This is a genomic window from Massilia aurea, assembly GCF_024753205.1.
Taxonomy (GTDB): domain Bacteria; phylum Pseudomonadota; class Gammaproteobacteria; order Burkholderiales; family Burkholderiaceae_D; genus Telluria; species Telluria aurea.
The window spans coordinates 815,989-836,218 of record NZ_JANUGZ010000003.1; the positions used below are offsets into that span (position 1 = coordinate 815,989).

At 62.8% G+C, this 20,230-nt stretch carries 19 protein-coding genes and 1 pseudogene; 10 read left to right on the top strand and 10 right to left on the bottom strand.

Annotated elements, in window-relative coordinates:
* Positions 1-2 precede the first annotated feature (2 nt).
* Together rfaE2 and NX775_RS14200 are read right to left on the bottom strand one after the other, a co-directional pair.
* Positions 3-476, bottom strand: a complete 474-nt coding sequence (rfaE2, locus tag NX775_RS14195; protein ID WP_258836587.1) for a D-glycero-beta-D-manno-heptose 1-phosphate adenylyltransferase — start codon at positions 474-476, stop codon at positions 3-5.
* A gap of 13 nt (positions 477-489) precedes the next feature.
* Positions 490-1,680 (bottom strand): PilT/PilU family type 4a pilus ATPase, encoded by a 1,191-nt coding sequence (locus tag NX775_RS14200; protein ID WP_258836588.1) that lies wholly within the window; start codon positions 1,678-1,680, stop codon positions 490-492.
* A 147-nt stretch (positions 1,681-1,827) separates the two neighbouring features.
* Between NX775_RS14200 and NX775_RS14205 the strand changes: the two genes are divergently transcribed.
* Entirely contained in the window at positions 1,828-2,775 is a 948-nt protein-coding gene (locus tag NX775_RS14205; protein ID WP_258836589.1) for a LysR substrate-binding domain-containing protein, read from the top strand.
* On the opposite strand, the gene NX775_RS14210 is transcribed toward NX775_RS14205, so the two are convergent.
* Both NX775_RS14210 and NX775_RS14215 read right to left on the bottom strand, forming a co-directional pair.
* Positions 2,753-4,450, bottom strand: a complete 1,698-nt coding sequence (locus NX775_RS14210; protein ID WP_258836590.1) for a mechanosensitive ion channel family protein — start codon at positions 4,448-4,450, stop codon at positions 2,753-2,755. The genes NX775_RS14205 and NX775_RS14210 overlap by 23 nt on opposite strands.
* Before the next feature lie 365 nt (positions 4,451-4,815).
* Positions 4,816-5,475: a PAS domain-containing protein gene (locus NX775_RS14215; protein WP_258836591.1), complete on the bottom strand. Its 660-nt coding sequence runs from the start codon at positions 5,473-5,475 to the stop codon at positions 4,816-4,818.
* A 145-nt stretch (positions 5,476-5,620) separates the two neighbouring features.
* Here NX775_RS14215 and NX775_RS14220 point away from each other — a divergent pair, with 145 nt between their 5' ends.
* Positions 5,621-8,188 (top strand): HWE histidine kinase domain-containing protein, encoded by a 2,568-nt coding sequence (locus NX775_RS14220; RefSeq protein WP_258836592.1) that lies wholly within the window; start codon positions 5,621-5,623, stop codon positions 8,186-8,188.
* Positions 8,189-8,197: 9 nt separating this feature from the next.
* On the opposite strand, the gene NX775_RS14225 is transcribed toward NX775_RS14220, so the two are convergent.
* The gene (locus NX775_RS14225; protein WP_258836593.1) at positions 8,198-8,623 is read right to left on the bottom strand and encodes an SbtR family transcriptional regulator; all 426 of its coding nucleotides are present in this window, start codon (positions 8,621-8,623) and stop codon (positions 8,198-8,200) included.
* Between NX775_RS14225 and NX775_RS14230 the strand changes: the two are divergent.
* Positions 8,614-8,742: pseudogene (locus tag NX775_RS14230) on the top strand (SDR family oxidoreductase); the annotation flags it as partial. The gene NX775_RS14225 and the pseudogene NX775_RS14230 sit on opposite strands and share 10 nt — an antisense overlap.
* Positions 8,743-8,828: 86 nt before the next feature.
* Positions 8,829-9,674, top strand: a complete 846-nt coding sequence (locus NX775_RS14235) for a rhomboid family intramembrane serine protease (protein ID WP_258836594.1) — start codon at positions 8,829-8,831, stop codon at positions 9,672-9,674.
* Positions 9,675-9,770: 96 nt separating this feature from the next.
* On the opposite strand, the gene NX775_RS14240 is transcribed toward NX775_RS14235, so the two are convergent.
* Complete coding sequence (locus NX775_RS14240; RefSeq protein WP_258836595.1) at positions 9,771-10,343, bottom strand: PEP-CTERM sorting domain-containing protein; 573 nt, start codon at positions 10,341-10,343, stop codon at positions 9,771-9,773.
* A 31-nt stretch (positions 10,344-10,374) separates the two neighbouring features.
* Positions 10,375-11,877 (bottom strand): PhoX family protein, encoded by a 1,503-nt coding sequence (locus NX775_RS14245; protein WP_258836596.1) that lies wholly within the window; start codon positions 11,875-11,877, stop codon positions 10,375-10,377.
* A 304-nt stretch (positions 11,878-12,181) separates the two neighbouring features.
* Between NX775_RS14245 and ubiA the strand changes: the two genes are divergently transcribed.
* The 4 genes from ubiA (at position 12,182) to NX775_RS14265 (ending at position 14,094) form a co-directional block, all read left to right on the top strand.
* Complete coding sequence (gene ubiA / locus NX775_RS14250) at positions 12,182-13,036, top strand: 4-hydroxybenzoate octaprenyltransferase (protein ID WP_258836597.1); 855 nt, start codon at positions 12,182-12,184, stop codon at positions 13,034-13,036.
* 66 nt (positions 13,037-13,102) lie between these two features.
* Positions 13,103-13,423, top strand: a complete 321-nt coding sequence (locus tag NX775_RS14255) for an ElaB/YgaM/YqjD family protein (protein WP_258836598.1) — start codon at positions 13,103-13,105, stop codon at positions 13,421-13,423.
* A gap of 1 nt (position 13,424) precedes the next feature.
* Positions 13,425-13,808, top strand: coding sequence for a phage holin family protein (locus NX775_RS14260; protein ID WP_258836599.1), 384 nt, complete (start codon positions 13,425-13,427; stop codon positions 13,806-13,808).
* On the top strand, positions 13,792-14,094 hold the full coding sequence (locus tag NX775_RS14265; protein ID WP_258836600.1) for a hypothetical protein: 303 nt from the start codon (positions 13,792-13,794) through the stop codon (positions 14,092-14,094). The genes NX775_RS14260 and NX775_RS14265 overlap by 17 nt, the downstream gene beginning before the upstream one ends.
* 63 nt (positions 14,095-14,157) lie before the next feature.
* Here the strand turns inward: NX775_RS14265 and proC are convergent, their stop codons facing one another.
* Positions 14,158-14,970, bottom strand: coding sequence for a pyrroline-5-carboxylate reductase (gene proC, locus NX775_RS14270; RefSeq protein ID WP_258836601.1), 813 nt, complete (start codon positions 14,968-14,970; stop codon positions 14,158-14,160).
* Positions 14,971-14,980: 10 nt separating this feature from the next.
* Positions 14,981-15,682, bottom strand: a complete 702-nt coding sequence (locus NX775_RS14275) for a YggS family pyridoxal phosphate-dependent enzyme (protein ID WP_258836602.1) — start codon at positions 15,680-15,682, stop codon at positions 14,981-14,983.
* Between the two features lie 54 nt (positions 15,683-15,736).
* Here NX775_RS14275 and NX775_RS14280 point away from each other — a divergent pair, with 54 nt between their 5' ends.
* Both NX775_RS14280 and NX775_RS14285 read left to right on the top strand, forming a co-directional pair.
* A complete protein-coding gene (locus tag NX775_RS14280; RefSeq protein WP_183556967.1) occupies positions 15,737-16,780 on the top strand; it encodes a type IV pilus twitching motility protein PilT in 1,044 nt (347 codons plus the stop codon).
* 9 nt (positions 16,781-16,789) lie between these two features.
* Positions 16,790-17,926: a PilT/PilU family type 4a pilus ATPase gene (locus tag NX775_RS14285; RefSeq protein WP_183556964.1), complete on the top strand. Its 1,137-nt coding sequence runs from the start codon at positions 16,790-16,792 to the stop codon at positions 17,924-17,926.
* Positions 17,927-17,966: 40 nt separating this feature from the next.
* Here the strand turns inward: NX775_RS14285 and NX775_RS14290 are convergent, their stop codons facing one another.
* Positions 17,967-20,138, bottom strand: a complete 2,172-nt coding sequence (locus tag NX775_RS14290) for a TonB-dependent receptor plug domain-containing protein (protein WP_258836603.1) — start codon at positions 20,136-20,138, stop codon at positions 17,967-17,969.
* Between the last annotated feature and the right edge of the window lie 92 nt (positions 20,139-20,230).

Sequence of the window (20,230 nt, forward strand, 5' to 3'; positions counted from 1 at the left end):
GGTCAGCCCCGGATCCGCGCCACAAGCTTGGTGGTCGAGCGGTCATGCTCGAAGTCGATCGCCACCGCGCGCCCGCCATACGCCAGCACGGCCTGCCCTTCGGGAATCTGGTCCATCACGTAGTCGCCGCCCTTGGCATAGATGTCGGGCCGGCCTTCCTGGACCACTTCGAGCGCCGTCTGTTCGTCGAACTCGACCACCAGGCTGACCGATTCCAGCGAAGCCAGCACCGCCATGCGATCGGCCAGCGTGTTGTGCGGGCGGTCATCGCCCTTGCCCAGCCGCTTGACGGACGCATCCGTGTTGACTGCCACCACGAGCGAGGCGCCCAGCTCGCGCGCCTGCGCCAGATAGGTCACGTGGCCGCGGTGCAGGATGTCGAACACGCCGTTGGTCAGCACCACCGGCTTTGGCAGTGCGGCGATCCGCGCAGCCAGGTCGGCGCGCGTGCAGAGCTTGTTTTCAAATGAAGGCATGGGTATTTTAGTGTCAGTGTTTGGGCGGTTCGTCGTCGGGTTCTTCATCGAGCGCCATCGACAGTTCGGATGGCCGCGCCGCGCCGGCCGGCAGCCCCGGCTCCTTGCGCTCGCCCGACAGTTTGACCTGCAGGCGCAGGCCGTTGGCCGAGTCGGCATTGCGGATCGCTTCGTCGTAGCTGATGAAGCCTTTGTTGTACAGCTCGAACAAGGCCTGGTCGAACGTGCACATACCCAGCTCGCGCGACTTGTGCATGATCTCCTTGATGCTCTGGAAGTTCCCTTTCAGGATCATCTCGGCAATCGTCGGTGTGTTGAGCAGGATTTCAATGGCCGCCTTGCGGCCTTTACCATCCTCGGTGCGCACCAGGCGCTGCGAGACAATGGCGCGCAGGTTCGACGACAGGTCCATCAACAGCTGGTTGCGCCGTTCTTCGGGGAAGAAGTTGATGATCCGGTCCATCGTCTGGTTGGCATTGTTTGCGTGCAGCGTGCCCAGGCACAGGTGGCCCGTTTCGGCGAACGCGATCGCATGTTCCATCGTTTCGGTGTCGCGGATCTCGCCGATCAGGATCACGTCCGGCGCCTGGCGCAGCGTGTTCTTCAGCGCGTTGTGCCACGACAGCGTATCGACGCCCACTTCGCGGTGCGTGATCAGGCAGTTCTTGTTCTTGTGGACGTATTCGACCGGGTCTTCCACCGTGATGATGTGGCCGGCCGAATTGTTGTTGCGGTAATCGATCATCGCCGCCAGCGTCGTCGACTTGCCCGAGCCCGTGCCGCCCACGACCAGCACCAGGCCGCGCTTGGTCATCACGACATCCTTGAGCACCTCGGGCAGATCGAGCTTCTCGAAGTTGGGGATCTCGGACGAGATGGTGCGCACGACCATGCCGACGCTTTGCTGCTGCACGTAGACGTTCACGCGGAAGCGGCAGACGTTGGGCAGCGAGATCGCGAAATTGCACTCCATCTCTGTTTCGAACTCGGCGCGCTGGCGCTCGTTCATCAGCGACATCGCAAGCGCGCGCGTGACCTCGCCGCTCAGGCGCTGCTGGCTGAGGGCTTTCATGGCGCCCTGGTACTTCATGCTCGGCGGGAAATCAGCCGAGATAAAGAGATCGGAACCACCCTGGTGATGCATCACCGTGAGCAGTTTATGGATATAGACCTGGGCTTCCGCCGGGCCAAACGTGGTGGACATGCGGGCCTTTCAGAAAAGATGCATAGGCGGAGCCTATCAAGAGATTATATCGACTATCATTCTCGCTACACCATTATTTCATGGCGCGCACCCTGCTGCCCCGCTCACCACGCGGCGCTGGCAACGCGCCTAGTCGAGACACCCACCATGACCCTGACCGAGTTGAAATACATTGTCGCCGTCGCCCGCGCCAAGCACTTCGGCCACGCGGCCGAAGCCTGTTTCGTGGCCCAGCCCACGCTGTCGGTCGCCATCAAGAAGCTGGAAGACGAACTGGGCGTGCTGCTGTTCGAGCGCGGCGGCTCCGAAGTGTCCGTCACGCCGCTGGGCGCCCAGATCGTGGCGCAGGCCGAGCGCGTGCTGGAGCAGACCGCTGCCATCAAGGAACTGGCCAAGCAGAACAAGGACCCGCTGGCCGGCCCGCTGCGCCTTGGCGTGATCTACACGATCGGCCCGTACCTGCTGCCGCCACTGGTCAAAAACCTGATCGACAACGTGCCGCAGATGCCGCTGGTGCTGCAAGAGAATTTCACGCACAAGCTGCTGGAATTGCTGCGCCAGGGCGAGCTTGATGCCGCGATCATGGCGCTGCCGCTGCCCGACCACGGGATGGCGGTGCAGCCGCTGTACGACGAGCCGTTCATCGTGGCGATGCCAAAACACCACCCGTGGGCCAAGCGCAAGGAAATTTCGGCCGAAGACCTGAAAAGCGAGACGATGCTGCTGCTCGGTGCCGGCCACTGCTTCCGCGACCAGGTGCTGGAAGTGTGCCCGGAAATGGCGCGCTTCTCGGCGCCGGGCGGTGGCACCGGCATGCAGCGCACGTTCGAAGGCTCGTCGCTGGAAACGATCCGCCACATGGTCGCCAGCGGCATCGGCCTGACGGTGCTGCCGCGTGCGTCGGTCACCGACCTGAGCGAGTCAAACGGCTTGCTGGCCTATGTGCCGTTCACCAGACCGGCGCCGTCGCGCCGCGTCGTGATTGCCTGGCGCAAGAGCTTCACCCGCCGCGCCGCCATCGATGCGGTGATGCAGGCGGTGAGTGAATGTCACCTGCCCGGCGTCGAGATGATCACGTACGAGGCGGCGGCGTAGCGTCGGTCCACACGGCTGGCGGCGCGATAGCGACGGCTTCGGACTTCTCGTTCGCATCGGCCGCATCGCCGTTGACCGCAGCCCCACCCTTGAGCGCCTCGAGCTGCGACGGCGAGAACACGATGGTCTGGGTCGGGAACGCCAGGCTGATGTCAGCCGCTTCCAGCCGCTCGAAAATCGTCAGCAGCAGCTTTTCGCGAATGATCACCTGCGTGTCAAACTCGTGCACATCGATGTGGGAAAACACCTCGATGTTGAAGGCCCGCTCGCTGATGCTGCCCAGGCGCGCGCGGTGCCCTTCTGCCATGTTCTTTTCTTCGGCCAGGACTTGCTGGACGATGGAAATCGCTTCCTTCAGCTTGGCCGACGAGTTGCCATAAGCGATCGCGATCACGGGATTGAACAGGAACCGGTCGCGCGCAGCGTAGTTTTCGATCTGGCGCGCCGACAGGTCGCCATTGGGAATCGTCACCACGGTGCGCTCATTGGTGCGGATGCGGGTCGAGCGGATGCCGACGTCTTCCACGGTGCCCACCACGTCGCCAACCTTGATGAAGTCGCCCACCTGCATCGGGCGGTCGGCGATCACGGTCACGCTGCCGACCAGGTTTTCCACCGTCTTCTGGGCACCCAGCGCCAGCGCGATACCACCGATACCGAGCGCCGCAATACCCGTTGTGACGTCGATGCCGAAGGTGCTCAGGATCGCAATGCACGAAAACGCCAGCAGGATCACCTTGGCGGCGCGGCGCGCCAGCGTGATGACCGAAATGACCTGGCGCCGCTGGCTGCGCTGCATGCGGGCAATCGCCAGTTCCGAGATCGCGTCGACCAGCCGCAGGCCGAACCACACCAGCGCGATGACGGAAACGATGCCGGTGTAGCGCAGCAAGGTCTGGCGCGCCACGATCGACACCGGCAGCTGCTCGGCCCAGTTGTAGAACACCCCGACGGCGATCAACAGGCTCACCGGCGGCAGCGCCGCCTCGAAGAAGCGGTACAGGCCATTGGCTTCCGGATCGGGCACGAGCTTGCGCATGCAGAACACGATCAGCGCCGACAGCATCCACAAGCCGCCGAACACCAGCACGCCAAGGCCCAGCAGCAGCGCCCAGTCCTTCAGCGGTGCGCCGGCAACGATGACCTGGTCGGCCGCAGGCTCCGTGACCACGGGCGCGCGCTTGGTGGCCGCAGTGATCTGGGTGAGCGTCTCGCGCGAGACGCGCCACACCTGATGCTCGCCGTCCTGCCCTTTTGTGAGCAGCACCGGGATTTTCTTGTCCTGGATGGCGATCTCGCCGACGCGCTCCTGATCGACCGGCAAGTCGTCACTCACCTTGCCGTTGGGGTCGTTCGAGAGCGTGATGAAGGTGTCGAGCGTGCCGCCATCGTCCAACACCGCATGGAACGCGCGCGCCTGCTCCACCGCGTTGGTACGCTGGCGTGAGCTGGTTGCTGGCGGCAAATCGAAGTACAGCGCAGTGCGATCGTAGTCGGATTGGCCAAGGGCGCCGAGCAGGCCGGAAACCATGGAGCGCGGCGTCTCGCGCTTGAGGGGATCGGGAACGGCAGGTTCGGCGGCAGCGGGCGCCTCAGCATCCTGGCCGGCGGCAAACGCTGGCGGTTGGGTAAGCCCCAGCAATAATGCCAGGGACAGCGAGACCAGTAATCTCATGGAAAACATTCTATTCAAAACGACTCCTTGCACGTGTTTGATCGCATGGCGCATGGCGCGGCCCGGACGGGAGTGACGGTGCGGTCACCGCGACATCCCGCGAGATGGCATGCCTGCGGATGCGCAGAAGATGGGCATGCCGTGCCGGGGCAAACGCGCTGGCCCGGACCTGCGATGCGATCGGTCTGGATGGCCGGACAGTGGTGCCCGGGAACCAAAGTCTAGCATCCTGCCGATGTCATGCCCGCACAGTTGCTGCCGTCGCAGGACCAGTTACTGGAAGCCTTTGCCATCAGCGGCCTCACGCTGGCCAATGCATGAAGATGGGTTACGACAGTTGGAGTGTTTCTCAGCAGCCGTTATTCTCAATCCGTTCTGGTGCGCCCGGACACACCCTCGATCACCCCTTCGGTAGAGGCGATCAGTGTCAACGGCTGCTGCTCCAGCGCCGCAATCAACTTGCGCGCCGTTGTGCTGCGCGTGCTGTCGCGTTCGTCAGCTTCTTCGATCCGCCGGATCGTCGACACTGACACATCGGCCATGTCGGCAAGCTTGCTGGCCGACCAGCCGAGCATCGCGCGTGCCGCGCGCAAGGCGCCCGGCGTGATGTCAACGTACGGTGCAGTGGTGCCGGAGGACTCGGGCGCAAGCTGCCTGAACCGGTTCAATCCGGCGATGGGGAGCAGGACGCCAATCCATTGCTGGATGTCTCCCTCGACATTCACGATTGGCATTCCCCGCGCATTGAACCAACGATAAACACCATCGGCACATCGCACTCGATAATCGGTGTTGTAATGCGAGCCGTGTGCGATGGCGGTCATCCAGGCGGAGCGAACGCGCTCCACGTCTTCGCCATGGATTGCATTCATCCATCCCTCGCCTTTTAGTTCTTCGACGCTCTGGCCGGTCAGGGCAGTCCACTCCGGGATATCGACCGCGTATCCGTCCGCGCCAACCGTCCAGGTAGCTGCGCTCGTCTCAACAATCAACTCTAACAGTTGAGAAGTGTAAAGATTTTCCATGCATATATTTTACATATCGGATTTCTAAATAAAGAGTGATTTTCATTCTTTTGAGAAAAAAAATTATTTACATTTTGATTCTTTTTGATTCATTTGATATGATCATTCGCCTTAGCTTCACGATGAATACAAAGGAAGCTACACCATGGTCAATAGCTCGAGTGGACCCCGGATTGAACCGGCACCGTGTGAAAATGAACGTATCGCATTTCTGGGTCAGATTCAGCCACACGGCTTCCTGCTCGAGGTATCGCCGGATTGGAACGTCGTTCGCTGTTCCGAAAACCTCGGAAATTATCTGCCAACTGAGGTCGGCCAGGCAAGTGGGCGCCCTCTTCATGAGCTGATCGGGCGGCGCGCGCTGCACGACGTTCGCTGTGAGCTGCAAGTCATCGGCATGAAAGGTGGCGTGCGCCACCTGTTCGATGTACCGGTCGGTGCCGAGGGGATCGACACGCAATTGTTCGATCTGTCGGTTTCGCGTACGAGTGAGTCGATCATCATCGAATTCGAACCGTCGGCGGCCTCAGGTGACGATGCCTCGGGGCGCATGGTGTCATTGCTCAACCAGTTGCGTGACGCCAGTGATATCGACCGCTTCTGCGATGTGCTGGCGGCGCAGACACGCGCACTGTGCGGGTACGACAGGGCAATGGTCTACAAGTTTCACGAAGACCTCAGCGGCGAGGTCGTTGCCGAACGCAGTCGTGGAGGCATGGACAGCTTCCTGGGCCTGCGCTACCCCGCCAGCGATATCCCGGCGCAGGCGCGTGCGCTGTATCTGGTCAACCCGCTGCGCGTCGTCGCCAACGTACAGGCGCAGAACGCGTTCCTGGTGCCGCTCCTCGACTACAAAGGCGACATGCTCGACCTGTCGATGGCGTCCCTGCGCGCCGTCTCACCGGTACACATCGAATACCTGAACAATATGGGTGTGTGTTCCTCGATGTCGGTATCGCTGATCGTCGACGGCAAATTGTGGGGCTTGCTTGTATGTCACCATAATAGTCCCCGCTATCTGGCGGCGAAATTGCGGATGGCCCTCGAGTTCTACGGCCAGATGGCGTCGTCCATCATCGAGAACTTTGTCCGCCGTGAGCAGGAGCGCGGCCGCGCGGTGTCCCGCGACACGCACATGCGCATGTTGTCGATGGTGTCACCCAACGCAGTTGGCGAAGATAACCTGTTCGCGATGCTGTCGGACTTGCGAACAAGCTTGAATGCCAGCGGCATGGCCACGTATGTCGACGGCCTCGTGCGAAGGGTTGGCTCCACACCTGGCCTGCCCGCCATGATGCGGCTGGTGAAATTCCTGAACGGCGCCGCCATCAGCGAGGTATTCACCACGCATTGCCTGGCACAGACTTGCCCGGAAGCGGTGGCCGATTGTCCGGGCGTGGCCGGATTACTGGCAGTTCCCATCTCACGCAGCCCGCGTGACTTCGTGCTGTTTTTCCGCGATGAACTCGTCGCAGAGGTGAAGTGGGCGGGCAAACCCGACAAGGTCGTTCGTGCCGATGCAGGGGTCTTGCGCTATTCGCCACGCGCCAGTTTCGCGCTGTGGAAAGAACGTGTGCATGAGCAATCGGCGCAATGGAGCGATGCCGACCGTGACAAAGGCGAGTCACTGCGGGTCTCTTTGCTTGAAGTGATGCTCAGAATGACCGATACAGCGGAGAAGATGCGCAAGCAAAGCAATGATCAGCAAGACACACTGATCGCCGAGCTCAACCACCGTGTCCGCAATATTCTCAATCTCATTGTCGGGCTGGTACGCCAATGCGGCAACAGCGCCACCTCGGTCACGCAGTTTACCGAAGACATCAGCTCGCGCATCCATGCTCTGGCGCGTGCTCACGACCAATTGACCAGTAGCGGCTGGCGACCAAAGTCGCTGAGCGATATGGTACGCATCGAGGCTGCCGCCTACCTCGGCAACAACGCTGCCAGCGTCATCATCATCGGCAGCGACTGGGCCATTGAACCGGAGGCGTTCGCCACACTGGCGTTGGTGTTCCATGAACTGATTACCAATTCAGCGAAATATGGCGCATTCAAGCACGAGGGCGGCCATGCCAGATTGCTCCTGGAGCGTGGCGATACAGGTGATCTCTCGGTCCAATGGTCCGAACATGGCGGCAGCATCGTCGTGCAGCCTACCCGGCGCGGCTTCGGTTCGACCATTATCGAACGTGCGATTCCCCACGAGTTGGGGGGCAAAGCGGCGATCGAATTTTCTCCGGGTGGCTTGATAGCGCGCTTCGAGATTCCAGCCCGTTATATTTCAAGCAATGACGACGCACCAGCTACGTCGTACCCAATCATCGCGCACGCACCGTCACCCCTGCTGCCGCCACCTATCGGAAACATCCTGCTGGTAGAGGATAACCTGCTGATTGCAATCGAAACCGAGTCTACGCTGCTGTCGATGGGTGCCGAAAGTGTGCAGGTCGTCTCTACAGTCGCCGCAGCCCTGGAGACACTCCGCCAGTTCACGCCGGACTTCGCCGTACTCGATTACAACCTGGGCCGCGAAACCAGCCTGCCAATCGCAGAACATCTCAGCGACCAGAACATACCATTCATGTTTGTCACCGGCTACGGCGACACGGCGATCATTGACCAGCGATTCCGTGGACGACCCGTCGTCTCGAAGCCATATGATGCAAGCGCGTTGATTTTGCACATCGCATTGGGCGCGAAGCGCACGTGACTACCGAGGTTATTGAACGACAGGCGAAAACAAGAAGGCTATCGGTGCCTGATCCGGGTCTTTTACGCTGATGCCATTCAGGAACAAGTCCACCATGTGGCCAATACGCGATGTCGTTGAACGGTCAGCGTCGATCGCGATCGAAATGGCAGTGACCACGTAAATCAAATCCTCATAAGTGACATCGCTGCGGATGGCGCCCCCTTCTTGCCCGCGCTGAAGCAACCGCTGCCCTTCGGCCGTGATCGCATTGCATCCTGGCGTCCCGCATTGGATCACCGCCCCGATCGACGCAGCAAGGCTCTGATAAATGCTGGTGTTGCTGGCAAGCTCCTCAAGATAAGCACGTACCGCGTCGCCTGGCGCGAGGTCCGCGTTGCGCGCAAGGCTGGTCTGCGCCAACTGTTGAAGAGGCGCTGAATAAAAACGTTCCACTTGGGCGGCTGGCGGAGCCGAGCGAGGTCGCCCGGGCAGTGCTTTTCCTGGCATCAAGCGAGAGCAGCTTTGTCGCTGGACATGAACTCTTCGTCGATGGCGGTGTTGCGGCGGTGTAGGCGAAGAGCAAGCGATCCGCGATAGTGAATCGACGGCTTGTCTGAAAGGTGCTATTTTCACCGATAATTTATTTTCGGTAACAATCATGCAGACAACACCGGGCACGCGCCCGAGCCTTTTCACCACCCCTACCTTCTGGCTCATCCTGCTCAATATCGGCGCCTGGGTGTACCTGGGCATGAACGGCGTCGACTGGATGTCGCCCAGCCCGGCCGACCTGACTGCCTGGGGCGGCAACCTGGGCCCCTACACTCTCACCGGCGACTGGACGCGGCTCGTCACGTCGATGTTCCTGCACGGCGGCGCGCTGCACCTGGGCCTGAACATGTTCATGCTGTCGCAGATCGGGCCATTGTCCGAGGCGGTCTGGGGCCGCACGCGCTTTACACTGCTCTATCTGTTGTCGGGCCTGTTCGGTGGGCTGGCCAGCGCCTGGTGGTATGCAAGCGTGGCCGTGCGCAATACGGGCTACGACCTGGTGCCATCGGCCATGGGCTTCACGCCGCATTTCGCGACCACGGTCAGCATTGGCGCATCCGGCGCGCTGCTCGGCGCGTCCGGCGCCCTGCTCGTGCATGCGCTGTGCGCCGGCAACGCGGCGAAGATCGAATTGAAAGTCATCTTCCAGGTGGTGGCGCTCAATATCGGCATGGGCTTCTTGATGACCGGCACCGATAACGCGGCCCACGTCGGTGGCGCGCTGGCCGGAATCGCCATCGGCGCCCTGCTGATGTTGCCGGGGCGCGTGTTGCGGATCGGTACTGCGGTGCAGTCGGCGGTCGTGTTCGCTGTCAGCCTTGGCGTGCTGGTGGTGCTGGTGAAGCAGCCGCCATCCGACCAGGTCAGCCGGATCGCGCAGATCCTGCGTGCATCGGAGGTGCTCGCCGCGCAGCGGGATGCGGCGCGGGCCGTGAATCCGGAACGCCCGTAATGGCGCCCATGCGGTGCAATATTGGTTTGAACGCGTGGGCGGCATAGCCGCCCACCCTACGTCGTCTACGCGTTCAACGCAACGCAACCAACCCGATCAGCCCTGACGGCGACGGGCCACCATCAAGCCACCAAGCAGCAGCGGCAGCATCAGCGCGATCGTCGACGGTTCAGGCACTTCGGCCACGATCGAGAACGTGTCGCCAGCGCGCATGCCGCTGGTATCGAGCAGCCAGTCACTACGGCCATCGACGAGCGTCGGGTTCCCGAACTGGAACTCGGCCGGTTCGCCGTTGGCAAACGTGATCGCTGCGTTGTAGAACGAGCTGTTGACGCTGAGGTCTTGCGAGAACGCAGACACGGTGCCCGGCGCCGCGAAACGGATGCCCTGCAAGCCAAAGTTAAACTGCGGGAACGACATGCCGCTCAGGTTGATCACCATTGCGCTCAGGCTCAGCGGTCCAGCCAGGTCAGCTTCCTGCAGCACGAAGTTGAGCGTCGTGCCGGTGAAATTGCCCAGCGCCAGGTCGAACGAGACGGCGCCGGCGGCGCTGTAGTCGGTCACGGCATTGCCGGCCGCGCTGTCCGAGTTCACCAGCAGCGCCGCGTGACTCGACGTCGAGAACGCCAGCGCAACCAGGCCGGCGGTAATGAATTTGTTGATGGTCATGGTGAATATCCTTGAATGAATACGGTAAGAATTACAGCGGACCCTTGGCCCACGGACCCGAGATCGCGAACGTGATGCCTGGCGTCTGGATATTGACGAACAGGTAGCGGCCGGTCGGATCGAAGCAGGCGCCGGCAAATTCATTGCCGCGGCCATCGCCGGCCAGCGTCGTCGACTTGCCGGCGGCGGTCAGCTCGGCCGTCGTCAGGTTCACGTTATTCTTGGCGAAGATGTACGCGTCACCGGCGCCCGTCAGGCCCATCAGGCGCTGGCCGAAACCGAAGGTGTCGGTGATCGGGCTGGACGAGTCTTCGCAGATCAGCAGGCCATCGCGCGGGCTGACAGCGAGGTTGTCACCCATATTGCCGATCAGCGGGCTCGGGCTCGAATAGATGCACTTGAGCGTCTGGCTGGCCAGGTCCAGTTCCCAGATCGCGCCACGGTTGACCGGGCCGCCCGACGTGTCCATCACGTACAGCTTGCCCTTGGTATAAAAGATGCCTTCGCCGCGGTTCATGCGCAGCGCGCCCTTGGCCCAGCCCTGGTTGAACGGGCCGGCGGCATTGCTGATCGCCTGGCCATTCAGGCCCACGCTGTTGCCGCGGTTGGCGTCCGGGTTCGGGATCGACACCCATTCCAGTTCGTACGTCAGGTCGACCGATGCAGTAGCCAGGTTGACGTTGTTGACGCCCTTGACCTTGGCCATCTCGAGCACGCCGCCGCGCGCCAGCGAACCGGTCGCGCCCGTCTTGATGTCCGGCACGTAGCGGTAGAAGCCCGACTTGCCCGACGAATCCTCGGTCAGGTAGACATTGCTGTTGGTCGGATCGACCGCGGCTGCTTCGTGCGAGAAGCGGCCCATGTTCACGATCGGCTGGCCGGTCGTCTGGCGCGGATCGACCGTCACTTCGAACACATAGCCATGCTTCTTGCCGCCGGCGGTGATCGCGTCGGAACCGACTTCTTCGCAGGTGAGCCACGTGCCCCATGGCGTGACGCCGCCGGCGCAGTTCTGCTGGGTGCCGCCCAGGCTTGGCGTCATGCTGACCCAGTCACCGTCGCGGAACACCAGGTTGGTGGTGCCGCCGCACGAGCGGTTGGTCGTGGTGGTGTTGATCGTACCGCCGTCGTAGAAGCTGTAGGCGTTGATGAAATTGCCAGCTGCACTACTGGTGATTTCATGATTGCGCACCAACACCTGTTCGGTGCTGCGGCCGACCTTGCGCGTGGCGATCACGCCCATGCCGTCGTGGCCCGCCGGGCATGGCCGGCCATCGGTCATGATGTCGCCGCGCCAGCCATAGCTCTTGTACGTGAAGCCAGGCGGCAATTGCAGCAGCGGCAGGCCGGTGCTCAGGTCATTGGTTGGCGCGATCGCGCCGTACGGGCTGTCGACCAGAGCGGTGACGCCATTGGCGGCGGCAGCTTCACGGGCGTGCAGCGCGGCGAAGGCGCCGACGAATGGCAGCGCGCTGGCGCCGGCGATGCCCTTGAGCAGATTGCGGCGCGACGGCGACGTGTCGTGGTTGTTCATGTGTGCTTCTCCATTGATTGGACGTGCGAGCCGGTGGACCGGCATCTTGAATGTTGGCAGCGCCTGAGCGGCGGCCCGCCTGTCCTTACCACCCCGGCTTGGACCGATGCATTAAAGCAAACGATCATGTCAAGTTAATGACAACAAAAAGACAATTTTTCAGGCTGCACGGTTGGTCGTGACATCTGCCTGTCATGCACAGCGCATGGGGCCTGCTGCGGCAAGGGTGCGCCGCGCAGCGTCCCCAAACCGGCTAGAATTGCTGTCTTCCGATCAATATTTTTTGCGACAAAAAAGCGAACACATGAACAAGCTGGCGCTCTACTTTCGCCTGATCCGGGCCGACAAGCCGATCGGCATCCTGTTGCTGCTGTGGCCCACCCTGTGGGCGCTGTGGATGGCCTCGGGCGGCGTGCCGGCCCTCGATGTGCTGGCGATCTTCGTGATCGGCACGGCGCTGATGCGATCAAGCGGCTGCGCCATCAACGACTACGCCGACCGCGACTTCGACCGCCACGTCAAGCGCACGGTCGACCGCCCGCTCACGAGCGGCAAGATCCGGGGCTGGGAAGCGGTGATGGTCGCGGCCGTGCTGGCCATCGCGTCGTTCCTGCTGATCCTGCCGCTCAATGCGCTGACCAAGCAGTTGTCGGTGGTGGCCGTGGTGGTGGCCGGCACCTACCCGTATTTCAAGCGCTTCTTCGCCATTCCGCAGGCGTACCTGGGCATCGCATTCGGCTTCGGCATCCCGATGGCGTTTGCCGCCGTGCAGGGCGCAGTGCCGGGCGTGGCCTGGTGGCTGCTGGTGGCGAACGTGTTCTGGGCCGTGGCCTACGACACCGCATATGCGATGGTCGACCGCGATGACGACATCAAGCTGGGCATGCGCACGTCGGCCATCACGTTCGGGCGCTTCGACGTGGCCGCCATCATGCTGTGCTATGGCGCGTCGCTGGCCATCTTTTTGCTGTGCGGCTGGTCGCTTGGCCTGCGCTGGTGGTTCGTGGCCGGTGTGGCGGTGGCGGGCGCCATCGCGCTGTATCACTACACGCTGATCCGCCATCGCGACCGGATGAACTGCTTCAAGGCCTTCCGCCATAACAACTGGCTGGGGGCCGCACTGTTCATTGGTGTCGCACTAGACTATGCATTAGGTTAATATTGTCCGAAATGCATTCATCGCTGCTCCGGCAGCGTGATCGACCACCACATCAAGAGGCCTAATATGATCCAAAAAATCCCGACCCAGACCAACACCCGCGACCAGCTGGTCGACGACCTGAAGAGCGTCATCGGCGACGCGGAATCGTGGCTGCGCAACGGCAGCCAGCTGACCGGCGAAGAACTCAAGTCGGCCAAGGCCAAGTTCGAGCAGACGCTGGCCTCGGCCAAGGTCGGCCTGATCAACGCCGAAGAAACCGTGGTCGAGCGCACCAAGGTCGCCGCCAAGGCCACCGACGAATACGTCAAGGACAACCCATGGAAATCGGTTGGCCTGGGCGCTGCCATCGGTGTCGTCATCGGCATGCTGATCGTCCGTAAATAAGATGACGATCCCCGCGACCATTTCGCGCATCGGGGCCACGCTGCTTGCCATGCTGCGCACGCGGCTGGAGCTGGCGACGCTCGAACTGCAGGAAGAAACGCACCGCCTGTTCGGCTATGTGGCCTGGGGCATCGCGGCCGCCTTCTTCGGCCTGGTCGCGGTGCTGCTGCTCATCCTGTTCGTGCTGGTGCTGTTCTGGGATACGCACCGCCTGCTGGCCGTTGGCGGCATGACGCTGCTGTTCGCGCTGGGCAGTGTGCTGGCGTTCTTCAAGGTCCGTGGCGACCTGACGAACCGCGGGCCGATCATGGCGGCCACGCTGGCCGAACTGCGCAAGGATGCGCAAGCTGTCAAAGGAGAGCCGATCGATGACATCAAAATCTGAACCACTGGCGGTGCGCCGCCGCTTGCTGGCCGCGCAATGCGCCGAACAGCGCGCCCAGATGTCGGCCGACGTGACGCTGCTGCGCACGCCGTCGGCGATGGGCGGCACTACGGGCTACGTGGTGCAGCACAAGAAAGCCATCCTGACCGCCGCCGGCGTCGGGGTGGGCATCCTGCTGACCAAGCCGGCCTGGGTGGTCGGTGCGATCACCGCAGCGTTGTCGGCCTACAAGCTGGCGCAGAAGGTGTTGCCGGTGCTGGGGTGGAGGAAGTTCGAGGTGCATTGAACCCCGCACTCACGCATGACACGAAGGGGCGTCCGCATTGGCGGCGCCCCTTTTTTCATGTGCTCAGTCCTGGCCCAGCTCATCCCCGAGCGCCTTGCCGCGCGCAGCCGCGGCCTGCATCGCCGCGACGATCGCACCTTTGACGCCTGCCGCTTCCATGCTTTCGATCGCCGCATGCGTGGTGCCGCCTTTTGAGGTCACGCGCGCGCGCAGCACGTCGACTGCCTCATCGGACTGCGCCGCCAGCTGCGCCGCGCCCGTGAACGTGGCCAGCGCCAGTTCCCTGCCCTGCTCCGCATTCAGGCCCATCGCGCGGGCGGCTTCCTGCATCGCTTCAAGGAAGTAAAACACGTAGGCCGGCCCGCTGCCCGACACCGCTGTCACCGCATCGATCTGCGCTTCGTCGTCCAGCCACACGGTCTTGCCGACCGCGCGCATGACGGCGTCCGCCTGCTCGCGCTGCGCGGCGCTCACGGCCGGCTGCGCCGCCAGGCCCGTCACACCCATGCCGATCAGCGCCGGCGTATTCGGCATCGTGCGCACGATGGCGTCGTAGCCGCCGAGCCAGCGCGTCAGGTCGCTGCTGCGGATGCCCGCCGCGATCGACAGCACCAGCTGGCGCGTCAGGTGCGGCGCCAGTGCTGTGGCCACTTCGCGCATCTGCTGCGGCTTTACGGCCAGCACCACGACTTCAGCGTGCCGGACACCCTCGTCGATGTCGGTCGCGGTACGCACGCCATACTCGCGCGCCAGGCGCTCCAGTGCTTCGGGATTGCGGTCCACCACGTGGATCTGCGCGCCGGAACCCGCGACCTTCACGAGCCCGGAAATCAGGGCTGCGGCCATATTGCCGCCGCCGATAAAGACGATGTTCATGGTGATCCTGTCAGGTGTAATCGCGTTTGCCAAAGATGGCGCTGCCCACGCGCACGATCGTCGCGCCTTCGGCGATCGCGGGCGCCAGGTCGCCCGACATGCCCATCGACAGCGTGTCCAGCGCCAGGCCGTCAGCGCGCAGCGCGTCGAACAGGGCGCGCACGCGCGCAAAGGCGGCGCGCTGTTCTGCGACATCGGTGGTGGGTTCGGGGATCGCCATCAGCCCGCGCAGGCGCAGGTTCGGCAGTTGCGCGACCTCGCGCGCCAGCGCCGGTAATTCTTCAGGCGATGCGCCGCTCTTGCTGGCCTCACCGCTGATGTTCACTTGCAGGCAGATATTCAGCGGGCCCAGTTCGGGCGGCCGCTGCTCCGACAGGCGCTGCGCAATCTTGAGCCGCTCGACCGTGTGCACCCAGGCGAAGCTGGCGGCGATGGGCCGCGTCTTGTTGCTCTGGATCGGGCCGATGAAATGCCACTCGACGGCCGCATCTGGTTGCGCCTGCGCGACGCTTGCGATCTTGTCGAGCGCTTCCTGCAAATAGTTTTCGCCAAACGCCAGTTGCCCGACGGCCATCGCATCGAGCACCGCCTGCGCAGGGAAGGTCTTCGATACAGCCAGCAACTGGACGTCGTTTCTGGCGCGTTCCGATGCCTTTACAGCATCGGTGATTGTCGCTTCGACAGCTTGCAAGTTCCCGGCGATTATGGACATAATGATTTTCTATAGGAAATATTTTTGAGGCCGTTTGCGGCACTGGGATTATAAATGGACATATCGGAATTACTCGCTTTCTCGGTCAAGAACAAGGCCTCGGACCTGCACCTGTCGGCCGGCCTGCCGCCGATGATCCGCGTCCATGGCGACGTGCGCCGGATTAACCTGCCGCCGCTGGAGCACAAGGACGTGCACGGCATGATCTATGACATCATGAACGACGGCCAGCGCAAGCAGTACGAAGAAGTGCTCGAGTGCGACTTCTCGTTCGCGATTCCGGGCCTGGCGCGTTTTCGCGTCAATGCGTTCAACCAGGAACGGGGCGCCGCCGCCGTGCTGCGCACGATTCCGTCCAAGATCCTGTCGCTCGAAGACCTGAACGCGCCGAAGATCTTCGGCGAACTGGCGCTCAAACCCCGCGGCCTGGTGCTGGTCACGGGCCCCACCGGCTCGGGCAAATCGACCACGCTGGCGGCGATGGTGAATCACCTCAACGAACAGGAATATGGCCACATCCTGACGATCGAAGACCCGATCGAATTCGTGCACGACTCCAAGAAATGCCTGATCAACCAGCGCGAAGTCGGCCCTCACACGCTCTCGTTCAGCAACGCGCTGCGCTCGGCGCTGCGCGAAGATCCGGACGCGATCCTGGTCGGCGAGTTGCGCGACCTGGAAACGATCCGCCTGGCGCTGTCGGCCGCCGAAACGGGCCACCTCGTGTTCGGCACGCTGCACACGTCGTCGGCCGCCAAGACCATCGACCGTATCGTCGACGTGTTCCCGGCCGAAGAAAAAGAGATGGTGCGCGCGATGCTGTCCGAATCGCTGCAGGCCGTGATTTCGCAAACGCTGCTCAAGACCAAGGACGGCTCGGGCCGCGTGGCGGCGCACGAAATCATGATCGGCACGCCGGCTATCCGTAACCTGATCCGCGAAGCCAAGATCGCCCAGATGTACTCGGCGATCCAGACCGGCAGCAATGTCGGCATGCAGACGCTCGACCAGAACCTGACCGACCTCGTACGCCGCAACATGATCTCGTCGGTTGCTGCGCGCAGCGCTGCCAAGATTCCCGAAAATTTCCTCGGCTAAGGGCCATCCATGGAACGCGACCAGGCTACCAAATTCATGTTCGACCTGCTGCGCCTGATGGTGACCAAGGGCGGCTCGGACCTGTTCATCACGGCGGGCTTTCCGCCGGCGATCAAGATCGACGGGCGCATGACGCCCGTGTCGAGCCAGCCGCTCACCAGCGGCCACACGGGCGACCTGGCGCGCGCCATCATGAACGACAAGCAGGGGGCCGGGTTCGAGCTGACGCGCGAAGCCAATTTCGCGATCACGCCGGGCGACCTGGGACGCTTCCGTGTCTCTGCCTTCATGCAGATGGGCTGCGTGGGGATGGTGCTGCGCGTGATCACCACGGCGATCCCGAAGTTCGAGGAACTGAGCCTGCCCGACACGCTCAAGGACGTCGTGATGACCAAGCGCGGGCTGGTGATCATGGTCGGCGCGACGGGTTCGGGCAAGTCGACGACGCTGGCGGCGATGGTCGGCTACCGCAACGAGAACAGCTACGGCCACATCATCACGGTCGAAGACCCGGTCGAATTCGTCCACCCGCACCGCAACTGCGTGATCACGCAGCGCGAAGTGGGCGTGGACACCGACAGCTTTGAAGCAGCCCTGAAAAACTCGCTGCGCCAGGCGCCGGACGTGATCCAGATCGGCGAGATCCGCGACCGCGAGACGATGGAGCATGCGATTGCATTTGCCGAAACGGGCCACCTGTGCCTGGCCACGCTGCACGCCAACAGCGCCAACCAGGCGCTGGACCGCATCATCAACTTCTTCCCCGAAGAGCGCCGCCAGCAACTGCTGATGGACCTCTCGCTGAACCTGAAAGGCCTGGTGTCGCAGCGCCTGATTCCGAAGAAGGAATCGAAGGGCCGCGTGGTGGCGATCGAGATCCTGCTGAACTCACCGTTGATTTCGGACCTGATCTTCAAGGGCGAAGTCCATGAGATCAAGGAAATCATGAAGAAGTCGCGCGAGCTGGGCATGCAGACGTTCGACCAGGCGCTGTTCGACCTGTACGAGGCCGACAAGATCACCTACGAAGACGCGCTGCGCAATGCGGACTCGGTCAACGACCTTCGGCTGAACATCAAGCTCAATAGCAAGCATGCGAAGAACCGCGATTTTTCGAGCGGGACGGAGGCGTTGGGGTTAGTGTGATGAGTTGGTGTGATGGGCCCCATCGATCCATCGCCGGCTTTTAAAACCGCGACTCCAGCGTCACCCGCGCCATCGCCTGCCCATCCGAAAACGTCGTCCTGCGCTGCACGCCGTTGTCGTCCACGTAGCGCGACTCGGACACCGTATCCTGCGCCAGCAGATTGGTTGCCGCCAACCGCAGCTGGTAAGTCGGGTTGAACTTCCACAGCGCATACACATCCAGTTCGCGCCGCACGCTCTGGTAGCGTGACTGCTCCACGTTCACGCGCACGTTGCCGCCGTTCTTGAAGGCGAAGCTCGCGCCCGTCGTGAGCTTGCCGCCCGGCGTCTTGTAGTCCACACCGAGCGTGCCCGACACGGGCACCTGCTGGTCGAGCCGGTTGTCCGGCCCCGGCACCGCATCGACGCGCGACCAGTTGCGCGCCAGGCTCGCGCGCAGGTCGATGTCCGGCACGTCCTGCATCACGGCCGACAGTGGAAACTTCGCCTCTAGCTCCAGGCTGCGCGTGAGCGCGTCGCCATCGTTGACCGGCGTCTGGATCCAGCGGCCGTCTTCAAAGAGCAGGCCCTGGCGCGTGTAGTCGCTGATGCGCCGTACCGATACGCTGGCGCTCAGCAACGCCTTCTCGGCCCAGTAATGTTCGTAGGAGGCGTCGATGCCGGTCGCCAGTTCGGGCTTCAGGTCGGGATTGCCGCGGTAGTCAGGGTCGGTCTGGCTGTTGTTCGGTGTGGTGAAGCGCCGTGGGATCAGGCTGCCCGTGAGGGGTGCCTTGAAGGTGCGGGTCAGCGCCACGCGCACCTGATCGCGGCTGTCGGGGAGCTTGTACAGGGTCTGGGCAAGTGGACTCCAGACGCTGGTACGGTTGGTGCTGGTGTCGAACGTGTTGCCGCTGCTGCGCGTCTCCAGCCCTTCCCAGCGCAGGCCCGCGTACATCGACCACTGCTTGGTGACGTTCCACTCGTCCTGCACGAACAGCGCCAGGCGCTTGAGGGTGGCGTCGTAATCTTCATCGCGGCGCAGCGTGCTGCCCGCGAGCGGGAACAGTTCCACCTCGCCGCGCGCATCGTCGCGCAAGGTATGGCCGGCGTCCCAGCCCATCGACAGCGCGTGGTCCTTCTTCCATGGCCGCGAATACTTGCCCACCGCGGTGACGCCAACTTCGTCAGTGGCACTGAGCACGGTGGAGTCGCGCGCCAGACGATCAACACTGTCCAGCGTGCGAAAGTCGTCTTCATGCCAGTTACCGCGGCTGCGCGCCCCGTTCACGCCCAATTTCAGCTCGAATTTGGCACCTTCTTCCAGGTTATGCATCCAGGTCAGGTCCGAACGCAGCGTCGTGTTGGTGCCTTTGCTGCGCACGTCGCGCTCGTCGTACAGAGGGCGCAGGCCAAGAATGGTCTCGGTCGAAGTGCTGCCCTGGTAGTTGTTGCGCTGGTGCGCGACGAGCGATTGCCAGCTGACCGTATCGCCGTTCTCCAGGCTCCAGTTCAGCCGTGGTGTGAGGTTGATGCCTTGCGGGCTGCCACGATCGGTCTGCTCGCTGCGCCGCACGAAGATGGGGCGCCCGGCCGCATCGATCTGCGATTCTTCGAATGGCGATGGGCGATCAAACTCGTAGCGCCAGGCGCTCGCGGCGAGCGAGTACGACATCTTGCCGACGCGGTCCGACATGGTGAGGCTGGCGGAAGGATTGCTCACCTCCCCGCTTTTGCCGTAGCCCACGCGCAGCTCGCGCTGCGCCTTTTTTACTGCGCGCTTGAGGACGATGTTGATGGTGCCGGCGATCGACTGGGTCGAGAACTCGGCGCTGGCGGCGCGCAGGATTTCGATGCGCTCGATCGACTCTGGCGAAAGCTGATCGATGTCGAAGCCGGCCGGCGCGCGCTCGCCATTGAGCAGGATCTGCGTGTAGCCGCTGCCCAGGCCACGCATGCGGATCTCGCCACCGCCACGCCCGGCGCCGCCGCTGACGGTGATCCCCGGCAGGCGCTTGAACACGTCGAGCACCGAGGTGTCGCCGTAGCGCCGGATTTCCTCGGTCGACACGACGATCTTGCTGGCGGTATCGTCGCGGCGGGGATCATAGCCGTTGGCGTCGGCCTTGACTTCGACCTTCTGGACAGTGTCCGTGGAGAGAGCCGGCGCCGCAGTGTTCTGAGCGTAGGCAGGCAAGGCAGACAGGGAAAGCGCGACGAGCGTGGGGCGAAGCATCTGAGGGCAGTCATGGCAGATTCAAAGGTGCCGTATTCTGTCATGCCCCTGCTGCTCCGAACAGCACGTCGTCAAATTACCCGACCCGCATA